Raw genomic sequence first — 24979 nt, 5'->3', positions numbered from 1 at the left:
ATGGCAAGTCAGCGTATTGGTGTTTTAGTCATGTCTTATGGTACTCCGGAAAGTTTGGATCAAGTTGAAGCTTATTACACACATATTAGACGTGGGCATCCTCCAACGCCTGAGCAGCTGCATGAATTAACGGCTCGTTATGAGGCAATTGTAGGAGGGTTCTTCCCGCTGCGTGAAAATACGAACAAGCAGGTTAAAGGCTTGGAAGATACACTTCGTCAAGAACATCCAAACCTTGAATTCGTCTGTTATCAGGGTCTGAAGCATGCTCAGCCTTACGTAGAAGACGGTGTGGAGCAAATGGTTAAGGATGGTATTACGGAGGCTGTGGGAGTCGTTCTAGCCCCTCACTACTCCACGATGAGCGTTGGCGGCTATGTCAAAAGAGCGAAAGATAAGGCAGAGGCGCTTGGTCTGAAGATTGATTTCGTTCTTGATTACCATCTTCATCCTAAATTGGTGGATGCCCTTAGTGCACGTGTTGACAAAGCTTTGGAGAAATTCACAGGTAGTGATCGAAATGATGTGCGTGTTATCTTTACTGCGCACAGCTTGCCTGAGAAAATCCTTGAAATGAAAGATCCATATCCAGATCAGTTGCTTGCCACTTCCAAAGTCATTGCTGAACGTGTGGGGCTGACGAATTGGCAGTTTGGTTGGCAAAGCGCAGGCCAAACGGCGATGCCGTGGCTTGGTCCGGATATCTTGGATGTTTTACGTAAAATCAATCAAGAAGAAAGCGTCAAGAGTGTTCTCCTATGTCCGATTGGCTTTGTTTCGGATCATCTGGAGGTTCTCTACGATATCGATATCGAAGCACAGGCCCTGGCCAAGGAACTTGGACTGCATTTGGAACGAACAGAATCGCTAAATACAGACCCTCTGTACTTGGAAACATTGAGTGATGTTGTCTATAACAAATGGAAAGAGGTCACCCGTCTATCATGAGTACTAGGATTCCTCACTACATGATTGTTGGCGGGGGGATTACGGGGCTTAGCGCAGCTTTTTACTTAAAGAAAAGGTTGGAGTCTGCGGGAGCCCCTTTTCGTATTTCTGTGGTGGAGAAATCCCCGACATTTGGCGGGAAAATTCATACCATAGAGCGAGAGGGTTTCGTTATTGAAAAAGGTCCGGATTCCTTCCTTGCACGGAAGCGCCCTATTATTGATCTGGCTTATGATCTCGGGCTTGAACATGAGCTTACGGGTACCAACCCCGGGGCGAAAAAGACCTATATTGTACGTCAAGGCAAGCTGCACCGCATGCCGCCTGGCTTAGTGCTAGGCATACCAACGCAAATGACACCGTTCATGAAGACGGGCCTCATTTCCCCATTAGGTAAAATGCGAGCCGCATTGGATTTGATTCTACCTAAGCGAGATGTATCGACAGATGAATCTCTTGGGCATTTTCTGGAGCGCCGTTTAGGGAAAGAAGTGCTCCAGCGTATCGTGGAACCGCTTCTAGCGGGGATTTATGCAGGTGATACGTTTAAGCTTAGTTTGAAAGCAACGTTCCCGCAGTTTCGAGCGATGGAGCAGAAGCATCGAAGTTTAATTCTAGGGATGATGGCCAGCCGCAAAAACGTAAGTGAAGAGAGTGCTCACTTACCTTCTGCTGTTCGTAATTCGGTTTTCGTGACGTTCAAGAAGGGGCTGCAGACGTTGGTTTCGGGCTTAGAAGACGCCTTGAAGACTGTGGATCTACGAAATGGCGTTGGGGTTGTATCCGTTCGTAAAATGGGGCAGCAGCAAGCCGAGGTTATCTTTGAGGATGGGCATAGTGAAATGGTAGATGGCGTTATCCTAACTGCGCCTACTTATCAGGCAGCGCAGGTGTTAGCCGATTTTCCAGCAGCAAATCAGCTTAAGAAAATTGACTACATTTCCGTGGCGAATGTTATTATGGCTTTCGATCGCAAAGACATCCCATTTGAACTGGACGCCTCGGGTTTTCTGGTACCGAAAACCGAAGGCAGGACGATAACTGCGTGTACCTTAACATCTGCTAAATGGCTGCATACAGCCCCAGACGGGAAGGTGCTTCTGCGTTGTTATATCGGTCGTGCAGGTGAGCAAGAGTGGCCGGAGTGGTCGGATGAACAACTTGTTAGCAAAGCTCGTCATGATCTTCGGGAATTATTAGGACTAAAGGCGGAACCGCTCTTTACGGATGTAACTCGCCTCATGCATTCTATGCCGCAATATCCGGTGGGTCATCTGGAGCAGATTGCACAGTTCCGTGAAGAGCTTGCTGCAGCTATGCCTCAAGTCCTCATCGTGGGTGCGGGGTTCCATGGAGTGGGCCTCCCTGACTGTATAAGGCAAGGTAAAGAGGCAGCGTGGCAGCTTGCGGATCTGATCCAAAACCAGTCTCAGGATGCCGTAGAAACAGCCAGTTCGATTTAACGAAGCTTGGCCAGATCTAATTTGAAATCTGATGATGAAATGGTCAAGATTTGCTTTTCTTCAAGATCACGAATCACTTGCATGAGCGTCACTTTTTGTACGCCGGCTAGTTGAGATATTTCGTCAAAGTTAAGCACGAGTTTAATCGTAATTGTCGTTCCGTTACGCAACCCATGCTTATTGGCCATTTTGATCAAGCTTTTGATGACACGCGTTCTCGCGTCTAAGAAGGTCAAGTCGAACACTTGTTGATTCGTATCGCGTAGTCGACTGCTGAGCTCTTGCATAATGCCGAGGGTAATGTCAAAATGAGTGCGTAGCAGACCGAGGAAACTTTGTCCTGTCAATGTGAGCAGCACACTGTCCTCCAAAGTTTGGGCCGAAGCAGAGCGCGGCTTGCCATCAATCAGTGAAAGTTCACCAAAGCTTTCGCCTGATTTGCAGATGGACAATATTTTTTCCTCACCGGAGCTGCTTGTTGTGAAAATTTTGACAGAGCCACTGAGGACCATATAAAAGACGGAGCCGACCTCTTTTTCGGAGAATAAGACGGTACTCCTTTTAAAGGAACGTCTTGTACAAATTTGAGCTAGAGTGTTGAATTGTTCTTCATTCAATTGGGAGAATAAAGGTACTTTTTTGATGGTATCGATCATATGGGTACCGCCTTTATTTGTAGTAAGTCAACTCATTTTATCATAGATAGATTACAGGGGGTATGAAATTATGGGAAATTCGAGTAGAATCGACACGCGCTCTTCGGCTGCCTTTCAAGAAGCTAAGAAGATCATTCCTGGTGGAGTGAACAGTCCTGTTCGCGCCTTCAAGTCGGTTGGTTTAACACCTTTGTTCATGGAGAAGGGCTCAGGTTCTCGCGTAACGGATATTGACGGCAATACCTTTATCGATTATGTAGGATCTTGGGGACCGTTAATTGTAGGACATGCTCACCCAGTCGTGCTGGAAGCCATTAAAAGTACTGCCGAAAAAGGGACGAGCTTCGGTGCTCCGACGCTTCTAGAAACGGAAATGGCGAAGTTGGTTATTGGACGCGTGCCGTCCATTGATATGGTTCGCATGGTGAATTCAGGGACAGAAGCGACGATGAGCGCCCTACGATTAGCCCGCGGGTTTACGAAGCGCGACAAAATTATGAAATTCGAAGGAAGCTATCATGGTCACGCAGATGCATTGCTGATCAAAGCTGGCTCTGGTGTAGCCACACTTGGCCTTCCAGACAGTCCAGGGGTTCCGAATAGCGTGGCTTCGAATACGCTCACCGTGCCTTACAATGATTTAGCATCCGTTAAATTAGTTTTTGAAAAGTTTGGGGAAGAAATCGCTGCTATCATCGTTGAGCCGATTGCAGGGAATATGGGAGTAGTGCCTCCAGCTGAGGGGTTTTTACAAGGATTACGATCCATTACTCAGCAATATGGCTCCCTGCTAATCTTCGATGAAGTGATGACAGGCTTTCGCGTGCATAAACACTGCGCTCAGGGCTTGTACGGCGTTACACCTGATTTAACATGTCTAGGTAAGGTCATAGGCGGAGGACTCCCTGTTGGCGCTTATGGAGGCCGATTGGACATCATGGAGCAGATTGCTCCTGCAGGTCCAATCTATCAGGCGGGAACCTTATCCGGCAATCCACTAGCGATGGCTGCAGGCTTCGCAACGTTATCCTTATTGGGTGAGCCCAATGTCTATGAGGAACTGGAACGCAAGTCCGCGATGCTGGAAGCTGGATTCGCTAGGAATGCTGCTGAACTTGGTGTTGCAAGCACAATTAACCGAGTAGGATCCATGATATGTCCATTCTTCACCGAGCAGGCTGTCACGAATTACGATTCAGCCAAAACGTCTGATCTAGCTAAGTTTAATGCTTATTTCGGCCACATGCTCGATTTGGGGGTTTCGGTTGCACCTTCACAATTCGAAGGGATGTTTGTATCTACGGTTCATTCCGATGAAGATATTGCTGCTACAATCGATGCTCATCGTGAAGCGTTGAAGCAATTATAAATCTGTGAACATACAAAGACCTGGCCAATGCGGCCAGGTCTTTTGCTGTTTATGTAGAAGATTTAGTTTGTTTTTGTGGTTGGAGCAACAGTAGTAGATGGCGGAGGTGCGCTAATCCCAGTGTTTGTTTGTCCTTGGTTAGGGCTTGTACTCGGTGTAGGCGTCGGGCTCGGCTTTGATGATGTGGAAGCTCCTGGTGAGGAGCTTCCTGTGCCAGTGCCGGAACCTGTGCCGGCATTGCCTGTACCTGTCCCAGAGCCAGTGCCTGTACTCGGAGAAGGACTTGGCTTCGTAGAAGGTGTCGGTGAAGTTTCAGGCTTCGCTGAAGGACTTGGTTTGACAGTTCCATTATCTGATCCTGAAGGAGGATTGGACGTGCCGTTTTTACCAGCTTCCGTGCTGGATTCAGGCTTGGTTGACGTTGTTGACTTCGGTGTAGCTGTTGCTTTAGGCGGGTTTGCTTTTTTATTCGCTTGTTCTTTCAAGAATTCAGGGTGGTCATAAGCACCGCCTGGATCAATTGTCTTAAGTCCTTCCCAAACATTCTTGACTTTTACTTGGTCAGGATGATCAAAAACTAGGAAAGCAGATGGTAAGCGACGCTCCCCGTAACGACTGGAGGGCTTCGTGATCAGCTCATCGTTGTATACCATCTCGGAGGATGCTCCGCCATCTAAGAAGCCAGCATTAATGACGCCATCTGCGAGAAACATATCCTGTACCTCTTTGAGAGTCGCACCTACACTGTGCGTTTGTCGACCGTCGATCACGATGAAGATAACCGTTCCGTCGGCTTTTTGTCCCACAGCTGTACGAGGTGCGCGTCCCCAGCCTCCGTCTCCGCTAGTAATGAGCGGTTTTCCGTTAGCAATAACACGCGGATAGAACGATACGGCGTCAGTGACACCAAGTTTAAGCAGCTCGTCAATCGTATATTTGCCGATAATGAGTGTGCCTTCTTTAGTGAATCCAACGATGTGTTGAGGAACGCTGCCTTCTTGGTCTGTATAAAGAATTTCTCCGCCGGACATAATAGCACCAATTGGCGCAAATCCGTTTCCAAGTCCGTCTGGATCGTTGAAGCCTCCGCCATTTACGCCGGCGACAGCGCCAGTACGCTCTACCATGGATGTAATTCTTTCCCCTTCACCTTGCTTTGCGGGGACAACGACACGAATCGTTCGTGGGTCATAAACATACATTTTCTTGCCCTTCCAAAACTGACCAGAAATATCTTCGACTTTCACAAGACTTTCTGTAGAACGATTTTTATTGAATTGAACCGCCCGCAAATCTTGTTTTTCAACAGAGTTGATTTCGGTCAAATTTTGCATTTCGAGAACCAACTGATCTCTGCGCTCAGCACCAACGAAAATCCAAGCCCAGTCACGATGCTGCGTCGTAATAACGGTTTTAGCCAAATACTCGCGGATATATGCCCCAGGCGGGGTTAGAAATAAGAAGCTTGAACTCAGAAAAGCACAAACAGCTATAACGAGAAAAGTGCGTTTCAGCCAACTATAATTCCGAAAATGCTCTAATATTGAACTACCCAAGGTTGTTCCTCTCCTGCTCTATTATTCTATTTTGGTATTAGATATTTTGATAAGAAATGTCGAAAAAAAACAATACAAGATTTATATTATCATATTTTTGCATGCAATTGTTAATGGTAATTGTTAAAATAAAGTGTACATAATCCCTATTTTCTTAAGGAGTCTTGAATTCTATGAAACGGTATTACTTTTTTGATTTTCCAATAGATTTAATGGCCGTTGTTTTTGTTTTTCTAGTCATTTTGCTAGTAATCTATTTATCTTTTCGTAAAGGAACACTTAAATGACAGAGTGGAAGCGCAGCGGTGAATGGTTGGAGCTCCCGGTTCCAAATCCATTATGGAAACCTCTTAAACCAGGTGCAATAGAAGAATTAGCAGCTATACTGCCTGTTCCTAGAAAGTACTTTCTTCGACTAGCTTCCCAAGGTCTTATTCGGATTCAGGATGACAAAGTTCGACTTCATGCGTTTCCTGAAGAGAAGGCAGCTTTCAGACCCGAACCTTATGATCTTGGCATTTTGTATGAGGACGATTTTTGTCTTGTCGTTAATAAACCGGCTGGCATGTCCGTACATCCGGCTGAAGCAGGGCAAAGCGGTACGTTGGCTTCTGCGGTAGCCTTCTATTTTGAGTCGACTGGCCAGGCTTGTGGAGTTCGGCATATACATCGTTTAGATCAAGATACGACCGGAGCTGTACTTTATGCCAAAAATGAGTGGGCGCATGCGCTTCTTGATGAAGCAATGCGTGATAAACGGATTGATAGACGCTATGTAGCGCTAGCCGAGGGCGTATTCCGAACAAAGCAAGGATCAATAGATGAACCTATCGGTAAAGATCGCTATATTTCAGGCAAGCGAAGAGTTTCACCAAACGGTGATCAAGCGGTAACGCATTATCGGGTCTTAGAGCAAATGAAGAAAGCAGCTTTCGTGGAACTTACGCTAGAAACAGGGAGAACCCATCAAATTCGGGTCCATCTCAGTCATTTAGGCCACCCGCTCGTAGGGGATTCCTTATATGGGGGTTCATCACGTTTATTTCATCGACAAGCCCTGCATGGGGAGAGGCTTTCTTTCGATCATCCTGTTACTCAAAAGCACGTCATTGTGCATGCTCCTCTGCCCCAAGATTTCAAGCTTTTGCTAGAAGAAGTTTCAGCCCTGTAAAAATGTAGTCATGCCTAGCCCTTCCCACCCATATACTTTTAGAGACAAACAAGTAAATGGCCAAACAATCCGAATGCTGTCCAGCATCTGGATTTGATGGAAGGGAGGATTAATTCGGTGTCTGAACAACAACCAGGTTTAAGGTTCGATATCTATGAACGCGTTCATTTGCAAGAAGATTTGGCGGGGATACAAGAATTAAATGATGTAGAATTGCTTCCTCATATTCAGGTAATTACTTTGGATGATCAGGCAATCCTGAAAGGAAATTTGCTGCTCACAGGCAATTATTTCAGTGAAGAAAGGGATTCACCCAGATCACTAGAGCATCTGATTCCAGTCGAGATCACATTACCTTTAAATCGCATTCATCGTGTGGAAGATATTCAGGTCGAAATTGAAAATTTTGATATTGATCTTTTATCAGCGCGAAGTCTGAACGTTACAGGTGTGCTTTCCCTACAAGGCGTCGAAATTGTTTCGGCTCCGCTAGAGAACTGGCGGGAAGAAGAGGAAGTTACTTTCGTTCATGAGGTTAACATCCCAAGTTTCGAGCCACCTATGCCCTATCAGCCACAGCCTTTGCAGGAACCACCGGCAATTCCAACCATACGAGAACCTGTAAATGCAGCGTCTTATGCTGAGGTTCCTCCAAATGTGGCTCCTTTTCAAGATGAGGTTGGTTCTGACGATGGTGTAGTTGTCGTGGAGATTGAACAAACCGAATTAAAGGTGGCACCCCATCAAGAAAACACGGTGGTTACGGAAGATAAGAAAGAACTTAAAGTCGCCTTTGGCAAAAAGGCGGATGAGGCTGTGGATATCAACCCGTACGGTATTAAATCGCTTCTTTCTAAGGCAGGCTCGTATCTTACAGATAAGAGGAATGCAGAAGCAGAAGCGCAAGCTGCGCTTGCGGAAGAGACGCGAATAGATGCTGTGGAGTGGAAGCGGCTCTTTCTACAAAGCAACACAGGATCGCAGGAGTTTAGGAAACTAAAATTATGCATTGTTCAAAAAGAAGATACGTTGGAATCGATTGCCAAACGATATCAACTCAACCCGCGTGAGCTTCAACTTCTGAACCGTATGAGCGATCAAGAAATTTCAGTTGGGCAGGTTATTTATCTGCCTAGATAAATAACAGGTACATAGGCAAGAGCCTTTGGCTGCTTATAGCGGCTGGGGGCTCTTTTTCATTTTCGTAACATCTTTCGGAAGCAAGCATAATTTATGCATAAACGGTAATACTGGAATGATATATTGACTCTATTTCAAATGTTCGATATCATATGATGTAAACCATTTTGAGTAATATTGGAAACGTTGATAGGGAGTAGTAGGCGGTAAGCCCTTCAGAGAGTGGAACTGTAGCGCTGAAAGGTTCCATAGGAAGCAACCGAACGAAGTCGCCCTGGAGTTGTGAATGTGATTGTATGCGCCCGTTTATGCGGTGAGCAGCATTAGCATTCACCGGCCGCAGCCGTTATCTGTTTGAGAGCCACGCGCTTCTTTTGAAGCTGCGCGGAATGAAGGTGGTACCACGGAAGCAAGCCTTTCGTCCTTTGCGGGCGGAGGGCTTTTTTTGTTTGAATGGACGCCGATGTGAGATGACTTACAGGCCTTATAAGCCTGTTTAACAGAGATAATAGTAATGGAGGTAATCTTATGACAGAAGCTAATGAGACCAAAGAACAATTGCAAATGCCCACTACGTATGATCCTAAAGAAGCTGAGAGCAAGTGGTATGATTACTGGATTAAAAATGAATTTTTCAAAGCAGGCACCCGTCCTGATGCAGAAACCTACACCATTGTGATTCCTCCTCCGAACGTAACAGGCATGCTGCATATCGGGCATGCGCTTGATTTTACACTGCAGGATATTTTAATTCGTACCAAACGAATGCAGGGGTATGACGCACTTTGGCTGCCTGGATCTGACCATGCAGGTATTGCCACTCAAACCAAGGTAGAGCAAAAGCTCCGCGAGCAAGGGCAATCACGTTATGATCTTGGACGCGAGAAGTTTTTGGAGAAGGTGTGGGAGTGGAAGGAACTATATGCGAACACAATTCATGAGCAATGGGCCAAAATGGGCTTCTCGCTGGACTATTCGCGTGAGCGATTCACCTTGGATGAGGGTCTTTCACAAGCCGTTCGTGAAGTATTCGTAAGTCTTTATGAGAAAGGCCTCATTTATCGCGGGAATTATATTATTAACTGGGATCCAGCGGCTCGTACAGCGCTATCTGACATTGAAGTAGAATATAAAGAGGTGCAAGGCGCCCTTTATCATTTAGAATACAAAACGACGGACGGAACAGGTTCAATCGTTGTTGCCACCACACGACCTGAGACGATGCTTGGCGATACAGCGGTTGCTGTTCATCCGAAGGATGAGCGCTATCAGCATCTCATCGGCAAAACGCTGCTTCTTCCTATCGTGAATCGTGAGATACCGATCATTGCGGATGAGTATGTTGAAAAAGAGTTCGGAAGCGGCGCCGTCAAAATTACACCGGCCCACGATCCGAACGATTTCGAAGTCGGGAAGCGTCACGACCTGCCGCAAGTTCTGGTAATGGACGAAACCGGCACGATGAACGCAAATGCGGGTCCCTACCTGGGGATGGATCGTTTCGAATGCCGCAAGCAAATTGTTGCTGATTTGAAAGAGCAGGGTGTTCTTATCAAAATTGAGGAACACATGCATCAAGTAGGTCATAGCGAGCGCAGCGGCGCCGTGATCGAGCCTTATTTATCAACGCAATGGTTTGTGAAAATGCAGCCGCTTGCTGATCAAGCGATTGATGCACAAAAAACAGGCAAAGGTGTTAACTTCGTACCGGATCGTTTCGAGAAAATTTACTTGAACTGGATCGAAAACGTGCGTGATTGGTGTATTTCCCGTCAGTTGTGGTGGGGACATCGTATTCCAGCGTGGTATTGCGCGGACTGTGGTCAAATCACGGTAACGCGTGAGGACGCTACGGCTTGCTCGCATTGCCAAAGCACGAACTTGAACCAAGACAACGATGTGCTAGATACATGGTTTAGTTCCGCATTGTGGCCGTTCTCTACACTAGGCTGGCCGAATGAGACTGAGGATATGAAGCGTTTCTATCCGACGAATGTATTGGTTACGGGCTATGACATCATTTATTTCTGGGTAGCTCGAATGATTTTCACCGCTCTTGAATTTACGGATCAAATTCCGTTTAAAGATGTATTGATGCATGGTCTTGTACGGGATTCTGAAGGCCGCAAAATGTCAAAATCACTTGGTAATGGTGTCGATCCGCTTGAAGTCATCGAGAAGTATGGCGCTGACGCTATGCGCTATATGATTTCGACCAGCAGCACACCGGGACAAGATCTACGTTTCCGTTGGGAACGTGTGGAGCAGGCGCGGAATTTTGCTAATAAGATCTGGAATGCTTCTCGCTTTGCTTTAATGAATCTAGAAGGTGTAAACGCAGCAGATATTGATCTAACAGGTCAACTAGGTACTGCAGACCGCTGGATTCTTCACCGTCTGAATGAAACCGTTCGTGACGTGACTCGTCTAATAGATAGCTATGAATTCGGTGAAACTGGACGCTTGCTGTACAATTTCATCTGGGATGATCTCTGTGATTGGTACATTGAGTTCAGTAAGTTAAGCTTATACGGGACAGATACAGCTGCGAAGAGTAAAACGCAGTCCGTACTTGCGTATGTACTTGACCATACCCAACGTTTGATTCATCCATTCATGCCGTTCATTTCGGAAGAGATCTGGCAGCATCTGCCGCATGTGGGTGAGACGATTACATTAGCATCTTGGCCAGTAGAGAATGAGGCTTTCGAATCGCCTGATGCTGTTCGTGAGATGGAACTTTTGATGGACGTTATTCGTTCCGTTCGTAATATACGGTCCGAAGTGAATGTGCCGATGAGTAAGAAAGTTGAACTGCTTGTAAAGCCGGCTAGCAGCGAAACGCTGAGTATTCTCCGCAGCAATGAAGAATATCTGAAGCGTTTCTGTAACACTTCCCTGCTCCAAATCGACGCAGAAATGGCAGCACCAGAGAAAGCTATGACAGCTATCATTACAGGAGCTGAGCTTTACTTGCCGCTGGCTGGTCTTATCGACATTGCGCAAGAGCTCACGCGCTTGGATAAAGAATTACAATCTTTGCACGGTGAAGTAGAGCGTATCGAGAAAAAACTAGGCAATGAGGGCTTTGTGGCCAAGGCGCCAGCTAAGGTCATTGAGGAAGAAAAAGCAAAGCTTGCTGATTATGCCGACAAGCGAGACAAAGTGATTACGCGTTTAGCGGAGTTAAAAGGATAATTGTAGTAAAACAAACGATTGCCTAGTTACGAAAACAAGCTGATTCATATAGTAAATGAGGATGAAATCGATGGATAAAATCAAAGACACCCCTTCGGCTGAATTCCAGACAGCGCAAGAAGCCATTGCTTGGATTGTCAGCCGGATGGAGAAGCTCGGTATGAAACCGGGACTTCAACGAATGCAGATGTTAATGGAGAAACTAGGTCACCCCGAACGTAGGCTGAAGTTCATTCATGTGGCTGGGACGAATGGCAAAGGCTCTACCTGTGCCTATCTATCTTCTGTTTTGCAGGCTTGCGGTTATGACGTGGGTACATTCACGTCTCCTTATTTGGAGAAGTATACGAATCGTATCCAAGTGAACGGAGCCGACATTCCGGACGACGTGCTGCTCAGACTGGTGAATGAAATGAAGCCAATCGTTGACGAAATTGCAGAAACTGAGGTCGGACCTCCGTCTATGTTCGAAATTTCGACTGCGCTTGCGATTATGCATTTTGGCAAAGTGGCATATCCCGATTACGTAGTATGGGAAACAGGTCTCGGGGGAAGGCTGGATAGCACGAATATTGTGAATCCCGTCGTAACCATCATTACGAATGTAGGCCATGACCATATGGAAATCTTGGGTGATACACTCGAATTAGTTGCAGCTGAGAAAGCGGGTATTATTAAAGCAGGTGTGCCCGTCATTACCGCTGTTGAGCCGCATGAGATTTGGAGTGTGATCGATCAAATTGCCAAGGAGAAAAAAGCGACACTCTATTCACTTGGCGGACAATTCAATTTCACGAATGTGAGAAGCGAGCTAGATAGCCAAACTTTTGATTTTAGCGGGCCGTTTCGACATATTCATGGTGTGCCGATTACGCTAAACGGAGAGCACCAATTGAAGAACGCAGCAGTAGCCGTAATGACGCTTGAAGTTCTTCGTCAATATTATGCCTGTATCGTTGATGATGAAGATCTGTTCAAAGGACTCAAGGAGACACGTTGGCCGGGCAGACTTGAGATGGTTTCGAGCGAGCCTCGTATATTACTCGATGGCGCTCATAATCCAGAAGGGGCCGCAACGCTGGCTGCCGCGCTCCAAAGTGTATATACTTACCGTAAGCTTCATATGATGGTAGGAATGCTTTCTACGAAGAATCATCCAGGCTACCTGAGGCATATACTACCATTGGTGGATACTCTTATAATTACGGAACCCGATTTTCATAAAAAAGGCGACGCTTCTATGCTCGCTGAGATTGCAAGAGAGCTGCTGCGCGAGATGAACCGTGAGGTAGATATCATTGTTGAGCGAGATTGGAAGCGAGCTTTAGAAACACTAACAAGTAGAACTGAGCAGGATGATCTGGCGGTCGTATCCGGCACGCTGTATTTAATCTCTGATGTTCGTTCTTGGATTACCTATCAAACCGATTCTGAAAAAGGATGGTGAGAACGGCGTGAGTCAAGCAGAACACGTACATTTTATTGGCATCGGCGGATACGGCATGAGTGCCATTGCCAAAGTCATGCTGGAAATGGGATACCGGATATCTGGTTCCGATCTGGCACAGCAAGAGCTTACAGAAAAGCTGAAAGCGAAGGGTGCGCAAGTTTTCATCGGACATGAAGCTAGGAATGTGTCAGGGGCCGATTTGGTTGTGTATTCAACCGCTTTAGCCAAAGACAATGTAGAAATGCAAGCTGCGGAAGAATTGAATATTCCGATTATTCATCGCTCACAAATGCTTGCTCGGCTCATGAATGAACGCAAAGGCATTGCGGTAGCTGGGGCCCACGGGAAAACAACAACATCGTCAATGATTGCTTTAGTCATGGAGATTTGCGGAATAGATCCGACTTATATCATTGGTGGCGAGATCATGAATGTAGGCAGTAATGCCAAAGCTGGCAAGGGCGAATTCGTCGTGGCAGAAGCGGACGAGAGTGATGGAACCTTCCTTCAATATCACCCAACTCTCGCACTTGTGAACAATATCGAAGCGGATCACTTGGAGAATTACAATGGTGATTTCGAGAATTTGAAGAAAGCTTATAAACAATTCCTCAGTCAAGTTAGACCTGGCGGGAGAGCGATTGTTTGTCATGATGATGCGTTCTTACGTGAAATGATTCCGCAAATTCAAAGCGAAGTCATTACGTATGGCATAGATACTGAGGCTGATTATGTCGCAAGTGATATTACGCTAGGCGACCGTAAGGTTACGTTTACTGTACAGTTCAAAGGGGCTGCACTCGGTCAGGTTAGCTTGTCCGTACCAGGTAAACATAACGTATATAATGCATTAGCGACGCTTATCACCTGTCTGGAAGCAGGGCTTTCTTTCGAGCAAATTGCAGAAGCTATTCAGGAATTTCGAGGCGCAAAGCGTAGGTTCCAAGTGCTGGGAGAAGTTGCAAACATGTTGGTTATTGATGACTACGCGCATCATCCTACGGAAATTCAAGCAACGATTTCCGCAGCCAAAGCAACAGGGAAACGCATCATAGCTGTATTTCAACCGCAACGTTATACGCGAACCTATTATTTATTTGAACAGTTCAGCCGCTCATTCGATGAAGCTGATGAGGTTATTATTACCGATATTTATTCACCTGCCGGCGAGCAGCGAATTGAGGGAATAGATTCAGTTAAACTGGTTGAATTGATCCGCAGTAACAGCAACCCGAATGTTCAACATATTGCTACTCGGGATGAGGTACTCACTTATTTGATTCAGCATGTGCAGCCTGGTGACCTGGTGTTAACCATGGGGGCTGGCGACATCTGGAAAGCAGCTGATGGTTTAGCGAAATCGCTGCGTAAAAAGTACGAACTGACTAGTTAGAAGAAAGATCGCTGCAAGCCAAATGGCTGGAGGCGGTCTTTTTTTGCTGAAAGAAACATAATGGGGTTCTCTCAATCATAATCTAGTAACAGAAGATTTGGACAAGACGACGCGGCGCTATGCCCGTTTCCAAATAAATTTTACGAGGAGTGATTGAGAGATGAACAAGAATAAAGCAAGAATAACCTACCGTTTCGATCCGCAAGAAAGCTCGGAATCCAACCGTAGAGCATCGCGAGTACCAGATAAAGAGGAGAAAGTGATACCACTCTATCAGGAAGAATTTAAGGTTATAGATTCTACGATTGACCGTCCTACGTCGGATGAGGTGACTCCTTATCATCAAGCGGAGAGGGAGCAGGTCGAACATTTATTTGAACCTCATGCTTTAAATACGTTCACGACGGACTTTGGAAGCTGGAATAGTCAGATTGAAACGGAAGGTGAGCGAGTGGAACGCATCATTCGTGAGTCACAGGCAGCCCGAGAGAATCCAGCTGTTAGAAATCCGTCAACAGAGAGAGCTGAGCCTACTTCTGACAGACATCGGGATGAGTGGTCTTCCTGGACGTCTAAGGAACCATATAAGGAACCGGGGACAGGTGCCAGATACGCGAAATCAACGGGTACACCTTGGATTCGAATTGCAACATCAGTGGCAGGAGCGGTGGTGACGGGGATTGCGTTTGGTTTCTTTGTTCTCTCCATGTTTTCAAGCGATCGTGATACCAAAGATACGGCAGCGAATAAGAATACGATAACAGTTCCTTCACCCAATGTACAAGCAGCAGCACCATCGAAAGCGCCAACAGGAGCAACTAAAACGACGACAGATCAAGCGCCTGCTATTCCGGCCTCTGCCTCTGCTGTCACAGCGGTTCAAATTCCTGCGAAATCGTATACTTTCCTTCAAAATGGTGTATTTAGTACCATACAGGGAGCTCAAGCAATCCAAGATACACTTAAGAAGAAAGGATTAGCCACGGCGCTTGACACGACAGATAAGCTAACCGTCTTCGTCGGATTTGCCAAAAACCGAGATGATGCTCTCGCATTAAGAGAACAACTGCAAACAACGGATAAAACCATTGAGGTTTATATGAAAAATGTGGATATCCCTGCGTCCACAGGGATTCGTTGGAGCGGTCAGAAACCGGAGTCGGTTCCAACTTTCATTAGTGAAGGTGATAAACTAGTGAATACGATCAATGGTTTAGCGCTGGTTCACTTGGCTGAAACGAAGCCAACCCCGCTTGCTGAAACGTCGCTGCAATCGATTCGCACTTCCCATCAGCTGCTTACCACATTGTCGGCCTCGCTAGGCGAGGGGGTAGGCGATGATACGAAGGCATTCTTGCAAAAAATGACCACATCGATCAACAGTGCGGTTCAATCGATGGAAGAGTACAAGAAGAGTCCTTCTACGGCTATGCTTTGGCAGGCTCAATCGTCCATGATGCAGTACATTATTGCTCAGAGAGAGCTGCTTAAGAAAATCAGCGTATCCTAACGAAAAAGCAGTGCGCCCAAAACTCTCAGGAGTTTGGACACACTGCTTTTTATTTGTAGATAAGAAAGTATAAGTTTTATACTTTTGCTTCGCATCTATCTTGACAAACGCGCTCGTCCCTGAAGGACGACGGAGTCGTTTATCCTTGGTAGTAGCGATTGAGCATGGCAGCAATCTCTGCGCGGGTAATGGTTTGACTAGGTTTAAACGCGGTATCCGTGATACCATCAATGATGCCCATATTTCTTAACGCATAAATGGCTTTAGCACTCCATAGTGTCTCAGGTACATCGTTGAAAGATGCAGATGCTGCTGCAACAGAAGGGTTATTCGTTGTGGAAGACGACATTTGTAAAAGACGATCGAAGAGAAAAGCGACTTCACCTCTCGTAATCGATTGATCGGGTCGGATCGTTCCGTCGGAGTAGCCCTGCAGGAGGTTTAAGTTTTTGGCTTTGGCAAATACAGGGCTTGCCCAATGAGAAGACGGCAAGTCTTTGTAACTTTGCTCAGCGGCCGCTTGGCAGCCATAAACGATAGATGTCACGGTTTTGCCCGGCTCGCAGACAGCTTTCAACTTGCTGAACGTAAACACCCGATCCATTAATGTGAGAAATTCTGCTCTTGTTAAAGCACGTTCCGGTTCATAACGATTAGCAATGCCTTCAATGATCCCTTTATTTTTCATCCGCAAAATCGCTTCTCTGGCCCAATGACCAAGTGAATCTGTGAACAAGGGCGGCGTGTAAGCAGCGATACCATCCGCAATACCTGCAGCCATTTTAGACCGAACGGAGTCACTTGCTAGCAAAGCTGCGTCGCTTGTTTGGCTGAGAAAGGCGGTTTCTACGAGAATACTCGGAATGGTTCCCATTCTGGCTACATAAACAGCACTTGGAACAAGACCTAGGTTTTTGGTTCCGGCAGCAGCGACGAGTGAATCCAAAACACGCTGTGCGAGGTCTTTGCTGTACGGAGTTAATTGTTTCATTGCTTCACTTGCTGGATAATCCTCTTGTGGATAATCATTGTCGTAGTAAAGAACCATGGTTCCTTTCGTTTTGCCGTCCGGATGCGCATTGGCGTGAATAGATACGAATAAATCCGCTTGCAAAGTATTTGTAAATTCGACGCGCTGTGCGAGTGACCAATAGGAGTCATCTGTTCTTGTTAAGACAACTTCGTAACCTTTTGCGATTAGCTCGTCCCGTACCTTCTGGGTGATGTCCCAATTAACATCTTTTTCACGAAGACCGTTTACACCAGTTGCTCCAGGATCACTTCCGCCATGTCCGGCATCGAGAACAACTTTGTACGCGAATGCTTGATAAGGAAATGCAAATGTAAGTAATAAGGATAAAAGGATAAGTCTTTTAAGTAGAGTCATAAGTTGAAATACCTCCGCTAACTATCTTACTAGGATAGGCTTACATTGTAAGCTGGTAAGAATCACCACCCTATCCTATTTTTACTTGGAAAAAAGAAGAGTCTACCCGTATAATAGGGCTTGTACATAAAGAGAGGATGACAGGAATGAAAAAAGGTACCTTCACATTGATCGTATTTTTAATCGTCGGTTTAATTACCGGGATTATCATAGGCCAGCTGCTGGCTGCAGTGCCTGCTCTCGCATTTTTGACCAAATCGGCGCAAATATCATGGGAGCCTAAAGCCGATTTACAAGTCGTGAAATATGAGTTCCATCTTTTGGTGAAACTAAACCTGTGCAGTATTCTTGGACTAGTGGGGGCTTACCTCCTGTATCGTAAGGTGTAACTGGATTGTATTTGGAAGGCCATATTAAATATTACAATCAGCTAGGAGTTGTTTCTTTTGAGTCATTCCCCTAAACAAAGACTTATTCTTGCTTCGTCTTCGCCGCGGAGGCAGGAACTTATTCAATCACTTGGTTTACCCTATATCATTCGAGTGAGTGACGCAGATGAGACCGTCGAAGAAAAAATATCGCCTGCTGAGCTCGTAGAAGTGCTCTCTTTGCGTAAAGCTGAGACTGTTTTGGAAATGCTTGAAGCCAGTGAAAAAGAAGGAATCATCATCGGTTCTGACACTGTTGTTGTCTATCATGATGAAGTTTTAGGTAAACCGGTGGATGAACAGGATTCTTTCCGGATGCTTAAAGCACTGCAAGGCAGCACACATCAGGTTTACAGCGGAGTTGCTTGTGTGGACGCGGCTACAGGTAAGCAGGTAGTCTCTCATCGTGTGACTCATGTGAAGATGAAGTCTATGTCGGACGCACAAATTCTACGTTATATTGCCACAGGAGAACCTAAGGATAAAGCTGGTTCTTATGCGATTCAAGGGATCGGGGCAACGATCGTGGAATCTATTGAAGGTGATCACTTTACCGTTGTTGGATTGCCGCTTTCTCTGCTCAGTGACTTACTGCTAAGCTTTGAGATTCAAGTTCTATAATCATCCGATCTAGGCTGGAATATATGTCCAATATAGGACGCATACATTGACTGTGTAATCTGTAACGGTTACAATGACAGTAAGCGACATGACTTCGCATTCTTCAGGGAGGTATTTGCCATGAACAGCGAATTTACAATAGCCGTCCACAGTCTCGTATTTCTGGCTCATTTACCGGATCATATGGCAACCAGCGAAGAAATTGCTGTGAATGTATCTACCCATTCTGCTCGTATACGTAAAGTTATGGGCTTTCTACGAAAAGCAGGTTACGTTTCGACCAAAGAAGGAATCGGTGGCGGATTCATACTTAGCTGCAACCCGAACGAGGTAACACTCGGCGAAATTTACCGATTAACTTGTCAAGGTTCCTTGAAACCGAGCTGGTGCTCTGGTGATGAGAATAAGACCTGCGTCATTTCATCCAAAATGGATCTATTGATGGGGAAAGTTTTCATTGACGCAGAAAAGCAAATGGAAATATACTTTGATGGACATACCATCGGCAGTATGCTGGAACAAATCAGAGCGTTCGAATGCCCACAATCGAATAAAGAGCAATTGTCCTAGAAGCCCTCGGATCTTATAAATCCGCGGGCTTTATTTTGTTTTTATGAGCACTTATCCGTATGAATGGGATGCGTTTAAGTAACACAACCTACATAATGAAAGAGGGGAATTCATGGAAGTCACAAGTTTGATGTTACGAGAAGTACCACAGGAGGAAAGACCTAGAGAGCGCATGCTCCAATACGGAGCAGGTGCATTAAGTCATGCAGAACTCCTGGCCATTTTACTTCGAACAGGGACAGTTTCGGAATCAGCGCTGCGTCTAGCAGGTCGTATATTAAGTGAAAGCGGCGGGCTGCGCAGCCTTGTTGACATGAGTAAAGACCAGCTAACCCAAATTAAGGGAATCGGCGATGCGAAGGCGCTGCAAATTCAAGCCGGAATTGAGCTCGGACGCAGATTAGCCAAGAGTACATTTGCGGAGCGAGTTACGATTCGTTCCCCCAAGGATATTGCAGATTTAGTGAGTGAAGATCTTCGCTATTTGCAGAAAGAACATTTCGTTTGCCTGTTTCTCAATACCAAGAACCACTTGCTTGCGCAGGAAACATTATCGATGGGCAGCCTGAACGCGTCCATTGTTCATCCTCGGGAAGTTTTTCGCGCGGCAATTAAGCGCAGCAGTGCTTCAATCATCTGTGTACACAATCATCCTAGCGGTGATCCAACTCCAAGTCCGGAGGATATTCAGCTCACGCATCGTCTTATGGAGGCAGGAACAATAATTGGTATTGAAGTGCTTGATCATGTTATCATTGGTGATCAGAGATTCATAAGTTTGAAGGAACAAGGCTTTATGTAATATAATAGATAACGCAATAGGAAAGGAGCAACTACCATGTTCGGTGGTTTTACGAAAGATTTAGGAATTGATTTAGGTACAGCGAATACATTGGTATATGTAAAAGGCAGAGGAATTGTCGTTAGGGAGCCGTCCGTGGTTGCTCTACGTACTGATACAAAAACAATCGAGGCTGTCGGAGATGCCGCTAAAAAAATGATCGGCCGTACACCAGGCAACATTCGTGCAATTCGTCCAATGAAGGATGGGGTTATTGCTGATTTTGAGACGACCGCGACGATGATTCGCTACTTCTTAAGACAAGCACAGAAGCAGCGTTGGTTGTTCCCGCGTCACCCGAATGTGATGGTTTGTGTGCCTTCAGGCATCACAGCTGTCGAGAAGCGTGCTGTTGAAGATGCGACGAAGCAGGCTGGAGCACGCGAAGCTTACACGATTGAAGAACCTTTCGCAGCAGCGATCGGTGCTGATCTTCCCGTCTGGGAACCAACTGGTAGCATGGTTGTTGACATTGGAGGGGGAACAACGGAGGTTGCAGTCATCTCACTTGGAGGGATTGTAACGAGCCGTTCCATCCGAATTGCAGGCGATGAAATGGACGAAGCCATCACTCAATACATTAAACGTACGTATAATTTGATGATCGGTGAACGTACATCCGAGACGCTTAAGCTGGAAATCGGGTCGGCACTTCCTATGGACAAGCCTGAGTCACTCGAAATAAGAGGACGTGACCTAGTTTCCGGATTACCGAAAACGTTAAGCGTTTCTTCCGATGAAATTACGGAATCGTTGACGGACACGGTGAATGCGATCGTTGAAGCTGTGAAGGTTACTCTCGAGAAGTGTCCGCCTGAATTATCAGCAGATATCATGGATCGGGGAATTGTACTGACCGGCGGCGGCGGCTTACTTCGTAATCTTGACCGTCTGCTTGCCAGAGAAACCGGAATGCCAGTACTCGTCGCTGAGAATCCGCTAGATTGTGTGGCGATTGGAACGGGGCGCGCTTTGGAAAATATCCATTTGTTCAAGAACAGATCAGGATCCAGTTCGAGATATAAGCGTTAATATTCGTTAGAAGGTGCTAATTTGTTTAAATTTATGGGCAACAAGAGGTTGATTTTTCTGATGTTCGGTCTAGTCTGCTTCTTTATATTGATGGGACTGACACTCGGGAACCGGGCACCCATGACGTGGCCGGAGAAATTTGTTAAAGACTCGGTATCATGGACGCAAGGACTCTTCTACAAGCCCGCTGCGCAGGTAGCGGGTTTCTTTGAAGACATCCGTCAGTTAAGAGTTATCTACGAGGAAAATAAGACGCTGAAACTGACTCTTACGCAGTATGCACGAGATACACAGCGTTTGAATGAGCTAGAATCACAAAACAAGCGGTTAATGGAAGCTCTTGGCTTCACAGAAAGACAGCGTCAGGCTAACGTGTATACGTATCGCATTGCTGAGGTCGTAACGATTGATCCAGATCCTTACAACAAAACGGTCACGATTAATCTAGGCGATAAAGATGGCATTAAAGAGAATATGGCCGTCATGACCGTAGATGGGTTGGTCGGCAGGGTGAGCAAGGTGTTTGGTTTCCACTCTAATGTTCAGCTACTCAATGAAATCAATGATACCGATAATAATTCTAAGGCAATTGCGGTTACAGTTAAGGGAAATGAGAGTCAACCCTTCGGGATGATTGAGTCTTACGCTAACACTGGTGAGCTTGTGATGAACAAGGTCGAACATGCGGACGATATGAAAATCGGGGATACCATCATTACATCAGGTTTAGGGCAAGTATTTCCTAAGGGCATTGAGGTAGGGACAATCTCTTCCATCGGTCCAGGGGAATTCGGCATTACCTACAAGGTTATGGTGAAGCCCAAAGCTTCGTTCAACCATATTCGCGAAGTGTTTGTTGTCGAAGTCCCGGAAGTGAAATGAGGTGAGCCATTAAGTGATTAGACATTTGTTGTGGCTCATTCTACTCGGTTTGTTTATCCTGCAAGGAACCTTGCTTGTTTGGCTAATCCCTTCATCCTGGCAATCTAGCGTTAATGTTACACCCCATTTAACACTTGTATTCATTTTGTTTATCGGACTTTTTCATCATCGTCATACCGCATTAATTTATGGACTTTTGTTCGGACTATTACACGACTTTAACTATTATGGATCGATGCTAGGCGTATATTCCTTCGGCATGGGGCTAACTGGCTATTTGGCCGGACTTGCGCAGCGAAGGCAGCCTAATTTGATTTTTTATAACTTACTCATAACAGGCGTTGGTTTGCTGTTGTTTGAGTTTATTAATTTTGGTATCAATCGGTTGTTCAAGCTCATTGATATTGATTTGAAATTTGCTCTCACCCATTACATGCTTCCGAGTGTTCTATTTAATCTGCTAATCGCCTTGATTTGCTACGTTCCCATCCGCAAGCTGCTTGAAGGAAAGCGGATTGTGCCGTCCGGAAACGAAGATTAATTTTCCAGGCTCTAGGCAGGAGAATTAAGGACATGAACCGAAATGTATAGGTTGGGAGGTCGTAGCGCAATTATGTCTGTAACAAAGCACCATGTGATGATAAAAGGGGTCAAGGATGGCCTTGTTTTTTTGCTTAACGACGCATGCGAATGGCAAATCTTGCTGCAAGAACTGCAGCATAAGCTTGAGAAAACGCATCAACAAATATTGACTGGGCCGATTATTCATGTGCACGTTAAATTAGGCAGCCGAGAAGCGACCGAAGAACAGAAGGAAGAAATTCGGTCCGTCATCAGGCAAAAAGGCAACCTGCTTATCCAATCGATCGAAAGTGAGTCGCCTAAAGAGGAACCTGCGGAGGAGTCTGCGGTTTCTATGACAACGCTCAAAGGAATGATTCGATCAGGACAAACCCTACACAACGAGGGTGATTTATTATATTTAGGCGATGTTAATCCTGGCGGAACGATTACCTCTACAGGGAACATTTATATAATGGGGTCTCTTCGCGGCATGGCGCATGCGGGGGTGGATGGCGATGAGAAAGCGATTATTGCTGCTTCTCATATGCGTCCCACACAACTTAGGATTGCCGGAATCATTAGCCGTCCACCGGATGAATGGGGTATTGACGAGGCTTTCATGGAATTTGCTTATGTAAAAGAAGGTAAAATGGAAATCGACAAGCTGCACCAGCTTCATCGTATTTGGCCGGAATCAATGTAAGATAATTGTTGTATATGTGAAAATAGCGTGTGGGGTGAGAAAATATGGGAGAGGCAATCGTCGTCACTTCAGGAAAAGGTGGCGTTGGTAAAACAACGACATCTGCGAATCTTGGAACGGCACTAGCGCTTTTAGGGAAAAAAGTTTGCATGGTAGATACCGACATTGGACTGCGGAATCTGGATGTGGTCATGGGTCTGGAAAACCGTATTATTTATGATCTTGTGGATGTTGCAGAAGGCCGTTGCCGTCTACCGCAAGCATTAATTAAGGATAAGCGCTTTGATGAGCTTTATCTTTTGCCAGCTGCTCAAACAAAGGATAAGCATGCCGTATCGCCAGAGCAAGTAAGAGATATTATTTTGGAGCTCAAAAAAGACTTTGAATTTGTCATTATCGACTGTCCAGCTGGGATCGAACAAGGCTTCAAAAATGCCGTAGCCGGAGCAGACAAAGCGATCGTTGTTACCACACCGGAAAACGCGGCTGTACGTGATGCTGACCGCATTATCGGTTTGCTGGAGAATGAGAAAATTTCCTCACCTAAGTTAGTCATTAACCGCATTCGTCCATTGATGATGAAGAAAGGCGAGATGCTGGATATTGATGAAATATGCTCGGTACTCGCCATTGATTTGTTAGGGATAGTTCCAGATGACGAGCATGTGATCAAAGCAGCTAATTTAGGGGAACCCACCGTGATGAATCCGTCGTCGCGCGCTGCTATTGCTTACCGCAATATCGCTCGTCGCATATTAGGCGACACGGTGCCTCTTATGCAGTTGGAGGACAAAAGCGGCTGGGTCAAACGTATGAAAAAGTTTATCGGAATAGGTTGATCGTCCAATGCTTGCCAAACTTAAAAACATAGATATTCCTATTGTTGTCATTTTGATTGCTTTTATGGTCATTAGTACGATGCTGGTATACAGTGCATCTATCGATCATCCTAAAATTAACGTTAGTATCACGAAAATACTCGTCTTATATGGCGTTGGTCTCGCAGCGTTTGTTGCAAGCAGTTTATTTGATTATCGAGTACTAATCAGAATTGCTCCCTATCTTTATGGTATCGGCATCTTTTCTTTGATCACGGTCTACTTTTTTGGCACGAAAATTCATGGGGCGCGTGGCTGGTTTGAGCTCCCTGGAGGCTTGACCTTCCAACCAGCTGAGTTAGTGAAGTTAATTCTAATCGTGGCTGTTACTGCTCTGTTGGCAAGGCGCAAAGGTGATTTACTGCAAATCAAGAATGATATTATTCCAGTCGGTGTGGCTGTGCTGGTCCCGTTTATCTTGGTACTCATTCAACCTGATCTAGGGAATGCGATCATTTTTGTAATCATTCTTTTGGGTATGATTTGGATTGGTAATATTAAATACTCGCATGTCTTACTTAGCACAGTCGTACTCATAGGCGCTGGATTCTTGCTCTTGACGTTATATAAGTATTTCCATCAATCCTTGTTTGATATGCTTAAGGTTTATGGTTTTAGTCACTGGATGGATCGTATCGATACGTTCCTTTATCCGCAAGATGTGTCTGCTGATGATAATTATCAAGTCCGTAATGCGGTAAGAGCGATCGGTTCAGGAGGTTTGGAAGGCGAAGGTTTTCTAAAAGGCACCTCTGTTCATAGTAATTTCATTCCATTCGCGTATTCCGATTCGATTTTCGTCGTCGTTGGTGAGGAATTCGGTTTCCGCGGATCAGCGGTTCTATTGTTGATCTATTTTTTACTCATTTACCGCATGATCCTCATCTCGATCCAGAGTAGTCAGCTTAGCGGAGCTTATATTGTGGTGGGTGTGGTTTCCATGTTCGTCTTTCAAATTTTTGAAAATGTTGGGATGATGATAGGTATCATGCCGTTAACGGGAATCACTCTTCCATTCGTCAGTTATGGGGGAACTTCTCTACTGATTAACATGCTTTCATTAGGCCTCGTGATGAGCGTAAAGCTGCATCAGGAACGTGAACCTGAATTTTTCTAAAAGTATATGAATGCAGTGCCCTTGACCTTTGGTCAGGGGCTTTTTTTGTCCACATAATCTTGTCCCTCTTCTCATAGGCTGTACAAAGGCAAACGATGGGGA

The 24979-nt window shown here is 45.6% G+C and carries 22 protein-coding genes and 1 other annotated feature; of the genes, 19 read left to right on the top strand and 3 right to left on the bottom strand.

The window, feature by feature from the left end; all coding sequences use genetic code 11:
* Complete coding sequence (hemH, locus tag ASD40_RS26875; RefSeq protein ID WP_057306168.1) at positions 1-948, top strand: ferrochelatase; 948 nt, start codon at positions 1-3, stop codon at positions 946-948.
* Positions 945-2411 carry a protoporphyrinogen oxidase gene (gene hemG, locus ASD40_RS26870; protein WP_057306167.1) on the top strand — a complete coding sequence of 489 codons (1467 nt, stop codon included), beginning with the start codon at positions 945-947 and terminating at the stop codon, positions 2409-2411. Before hemH ends, hemG begins: the two co-directional genes overlap by 4 nt.
* On the opposite strand, the gene ASD40_RS26865 is transcribed toward hemG, so the two are convergent.
* Positions 2408-3067: a Crp/Fnr family transcriptional regulator gene (locus ASD40_RS26865; RefSeq protein ID WP_057306166.1), complete on the bottom strand. Its 660-nt coding sequence runs from the start codon at positions 3065-3067 to the stop codon at positions 2408-2410. The genes hemG and ASD40_RS26865 overlap by 4 nt on opposite strands.
* Positions 3068-3137: 70 nt before the next feature.
* Between ASD40_RS26865 and hemL the strand changes: the two genes are divergently transcribed.
* Positions 3138-4436, top strand: coding sequence for a glutamate-1-semialdehyde 2,1-aminomutase (gene hemL / locus ASD40_RS26860; RefSeq protein WP_057306165.1), 1299 nt, complete (start codon positions 3138-3140; stop codon positions 4434-4436).
* A 62-nt stretch (positions 4437-4498) separates the two neighbouring features.
* On the opposite strand, the gene ASD40_RS26855 is transcribed toward hemL, so the two are convergent.
* Complete coding sequence (locus tag ASD40_RS26855) at positions 4499-5992, bottom strand: phosphodiester glycosidase family protein (protein WP_057306164.1); 1494 nt, start codon at positions 5990-5992, stop codon at positions 4499-4501.
* Between the two features lie 283 nt (positions 5993-6275).
* Here ASD40_RS26855 and ASD40_RS26850 point away from each other — a divergent pair, with 283 nt between their 5' ends.
* From ASD40_RS26850 to ASD40_RS26825, 6 genes are all read left to right on the top strand, one after another.
* On the top strand, positions 6276-7163 hold the full coding sequence (locus tag ASD40_RS26850) for an RluA family pseudouridine synthase (RefSeq protein WP_057306163.1): 888 nt from the start codon (positions 6276-6278) through the stop codon (positions 7161-7163).
* Between the two features lie 117 nt (positions 7164-7280).
* Entirely contained in the window at positions 7281-8303 is a 1023-nt protein-coding gene (locus tag ASD40_RS26845) for a LysM peptidoglycan-binding domain-containing protein (RefSeq protein ID WP_057306162.1), read from the top strand.
* A 177-nt stretch (positions 8304-8480) separates the two neighbouring features.
* Positions 8481-8732 (top strand) — a binding site (T-box leader).
* A gap of 99 nt (positions 8733-8831) precedes the next feature.
* On the top strand, positions 8832-11501 hold the full coding sequence (locus tag ASD40_RS26840; protein WP_057306161.1) for a valine--tRNA ligase: 2670 nt from the start codon (positions 8832-8834) through the stop codon (positions 11499-11501).
* Positions 11502-11562: 61 nt separating this feature from the next.
* Positions 11563-12948, top strand: coding sequence for a bifunctional folylpolyglutamate synthase/dihydrofolate synthase (locus ASD40_RS26835; protein WP_057306160.1), 1386 nt, complete (start codon positions 11563-11565; stop codon positions 12946-12948).
* A 7-nt stretch (positions 12949-12955) separates the two neighbouring features.
* A complete protein-coding gene (murC, locus tag ASD40_RS26830; RefSeq protein ID WP_057306337.1) occupies positions 12956-14344 on the top strand; it encodes a UDP-N-acetylmuramate--L-alanine ligase in 1389 nt (462 codons plus the stop codon).
* A 160-nt stretch (positions 14345-14504) separates the two neighbouring features.
* The gene (locus ASD40_RS26825) at positions 14505-15854 is read left to right on the top strand and encodes an SPOR domain-containing protein (RefSeq protein WP_057306159.1); all 1350 of its coding nucleotides are present in this window, start codon (positions 14505-14507) and stop codon (positions 15852-15854) included.
* Positions 15855-15993: 139 nt separating this feature from the next.
* Here ASD40_RS26825 and ASD40_RS26820 read toward each other — a convergent pair whose 3' ends face one another.
* On the bottom strand, positions 15994-17241 hold the full coding sequence (locus ASD40_RS26820) for an N-acetylmuramoyl-L-alanine amidase (protein WP_057306158.1): 1248 nt from the start codon (positions 17239-17241) through the stop codon (positions 15994-15996).
* 146 nt (positions 17242-17387) lie between these two features.
* Between ASD40_RS26820 and ASD40_RS26815 the strand changes: the two genes are divergently transcribed.
* From ASD40_RS26815 to ASD40_RS26770, 10 genes are all read left to right on the top strand, one after another.
* The gene (locus ASD40_RS26815; RefSeq protein ID WP_047675969.1) at positions 17388-17630 is read left to right on the top strand and encodes a DUF4321 domain-containing protein; all 243 of its coding nucleotides are present in this window, start codon (positions 17388-17390) and stop codon (positions 17628-17630) included.
* Between the two features lie 57 nt (positions 17631-17687).
* Positions 17688-18290, top strand: a complete 603-nt coding sequence (locus ASD40_RS26810) for a Maf family protein (RefSeq protein WP_057306157.1) — start codon at positions 17688-17690, stop codon at positions 18288-18290.
* A gap of 120 nt (positions 18291-18410) precedes the next feature.
* Positions 18411-18860 (top strand): RrF2 family transcriptional regulator, encoded by a 450-nt coding sequence (locus ASD40_RS26805; RefSeq protein WP_057306156.1) that lies wholly within the window; start codon positions 18411-18413, stop codon positions 18858-18860.
* 112 nt (positions 18861-18972) lie between these two features.
* Positions 18973-19662 carry a RadC family protein gene (gene radC, locus ASD40_RS26800; RefSeq protein ID WP_047675978.1) on the top strand — a complete coding sequence of 230 codons (690 nt, stop codon included), beginning with the start codon at positions 18973-18975 and terminating at the stop codon, positions 19660-19662.
* A 36-nt stretch (positions 19663-19698) separates the two neighbouring features.
* A complete protein-coding gene (locus tag ASD40_RS26795; RefSeq protein ID WP_056836326.1) occupies positions 19699-20733 on the top strand; it encodes a rod shape-determining protein in 1035 nt (344 codons plus the stop codon).
* Positions 20734-20754: 21 nt separating this feature from the next.
* Positions 20755-21615 carry a rod shape-determining protein MreC gene (mreC, locus tag ASD40_RS26790; RefSeq protein ID WP_235549391.1) on the top strand — a complete coding sequence of 287 codons (861 nt, stop codon included), beginning with the start codon at positions 20755-20757 and terminating at the stop codon, positions 21613-21615.
* A 13-nt stretch (positions 21616-21628) separates the two neighbouring features.
* On the top strand, positions 21629-22156 hold the full coding sequence (gene mreD, locus ASD40_RS26785; protein ID WP_057306155.1) for a rod shape-determining protein MreD: 528 nt from the start codon (positions 21629-21631) through the stop codon (positions 22154-22156).
* A gap of 72 nt (positions 22157-22228) precedes the next feature.
* Positions 22229-22882, top strand: coding sequence for a septum site-determining protein MinC (minC, locus tag ASD40_RS26780; protein WP_057306154.1), 654 nt, complete (start codon positions 22229-22231; stop codon positions 22880-22882).
* 44 nt (positions 22883-22926) lie between these two features.
* Positions 22927-23721: a septum site-determining protein MinD gene (gene minD, locus ASD40_RS26775; protein WP_057306153.1), complete on the top strand. Its 795-nt coding sequence runs from the start codon at positions 22927-22929 to the stop codon at positions 23719-23721.
* 7 nt (positions 23722-23728) lie between these two features.
* Complete coding sequence (locus tag ASD40_RS26770; protein ID WP_057306152.1) at positions 23729-24877, top strand: FtsW/RodA/SpoVE family cell cycle protein; 1149 nt, start codon at positions 23729-23731, stop codon at positions 24875-24877.
* Positions 24878-24979 lie beyond the last annotated feature (102 nt).

It is taken from the genome of Paenibacillus sp. Root444D2 (assembly GCF_001426375.1).
GTDB lineage: Bacteria > Bacillota > Bacilli > Paenibacillales > NBRC-103111 > Paenibacillus_E.
The sequence above is the reverse complement of the archived record's forward strand: the minus strand, read 5'-3'. Positions and strand labels throughout refer to the sequence as shown.

Coding starts and splice junctions, on each gene's coding strand:
- ASD40_RS26795 (WP_056836326.1), top strand. CDS start 19,699: ATGTTCGGTGGTTTTACGAAAGATTTAGGAATTGATTTAGGTACAGCG.
- ASD40_RS26805 (WP_057306156.1), top strand. CDS start 18,411: ATGAACAGCGAATTTACAATAGCCGTCCACAGTCTCGTATTTCTGGCT.
- ASD40_RS26850 (WP_057306163.1), top strand. CDS start 6,276: ATGACAGAGTGGAAGCGCAGCGGTGAATGGTTGGAGCTCCCGGTTCCA.
- ASD40_RS26865 (WP_057306166.1), bottom strand. CDS start 3,067: ATGATCGATACCATCAAAAAAGTACCTTTATTCTCCCAATTGAATGAA.
- ASD40_RS26815 (WP_047675969.1), top strand. CDS start 17,388: ATGAAAAAAGGTACCTTCACATTGATCGTATTTTTAATCGTCGGTTTA.
- hemH (WP_057306168.1), top strand. CDS start 1: ATGGCAAGTCAGCGTATTGGTGTTTTAGTCATGTCTTATGGTACTCCG.
- ASD40_RS26770 (WP_057306152.1), top strand. CDS start 23,729: ATGCTTGCCAAACTTAAAAACATAGATATTCCTATTGTTGTCATTTTG.
- ASD40_RS26840 (WP_057306161.1), top strand. CDS start 8,832: ATGACAGAAGCTAATGAGACCAAAGAACAATTGCAAATGCCCACTACG.
- minC (WP_057306154.1), top strand. CDS start 22,229: ATGTCTGTAACAAAGCACCATGTGATGATAAAAGGGGTCAAGGATGGC.
- ASD40_RS26825 (WP_057306159.1), top strand. CDS start 14,505: ATGAACAAGAATAAAGCAAGAATAACCTACCGTTTCGATCCGCAAGAA.
- hemL (WP_057306165.1), top strand. CDS start 3,138: ATGGGAAATTCGAGTAGAATCGACACGCGCTCTTCGGCTGCCTTTCAA.
- radC (WP_047675978.1), top strand. CDS start 18,973: ATGGAAGTCACAAGTTTGATGTTACGAGAAGTACCACAGGAGGAAAGA.
- hemG (WP_057306167.1), top strand. CDS start 945: ATGAGTACTAGGATTCCTCACTACATGATTGTTGGCGGGGGGATTACG.
- ASD40_RS26835 (WP_057306160.1), top strand. CDS start 11,563: ATGAAATCGATGGATAAAATCAAAGACACCCCTTCGGCTGAATTCCAG.
- ASD40_RS26820 (WP_057306158.1), bottom strand. CDS start 17,241: ATGACTCTACTTAAAAGACTTATCCTTTTATCCTTATTACTTACATTT.
- minD (WP_057306153.1), top strand. CDS start 22,927: ATGGGAGAGGCAATCGTCGTCACTTCAGGAAAAGGTGGCGTTGGTAAA.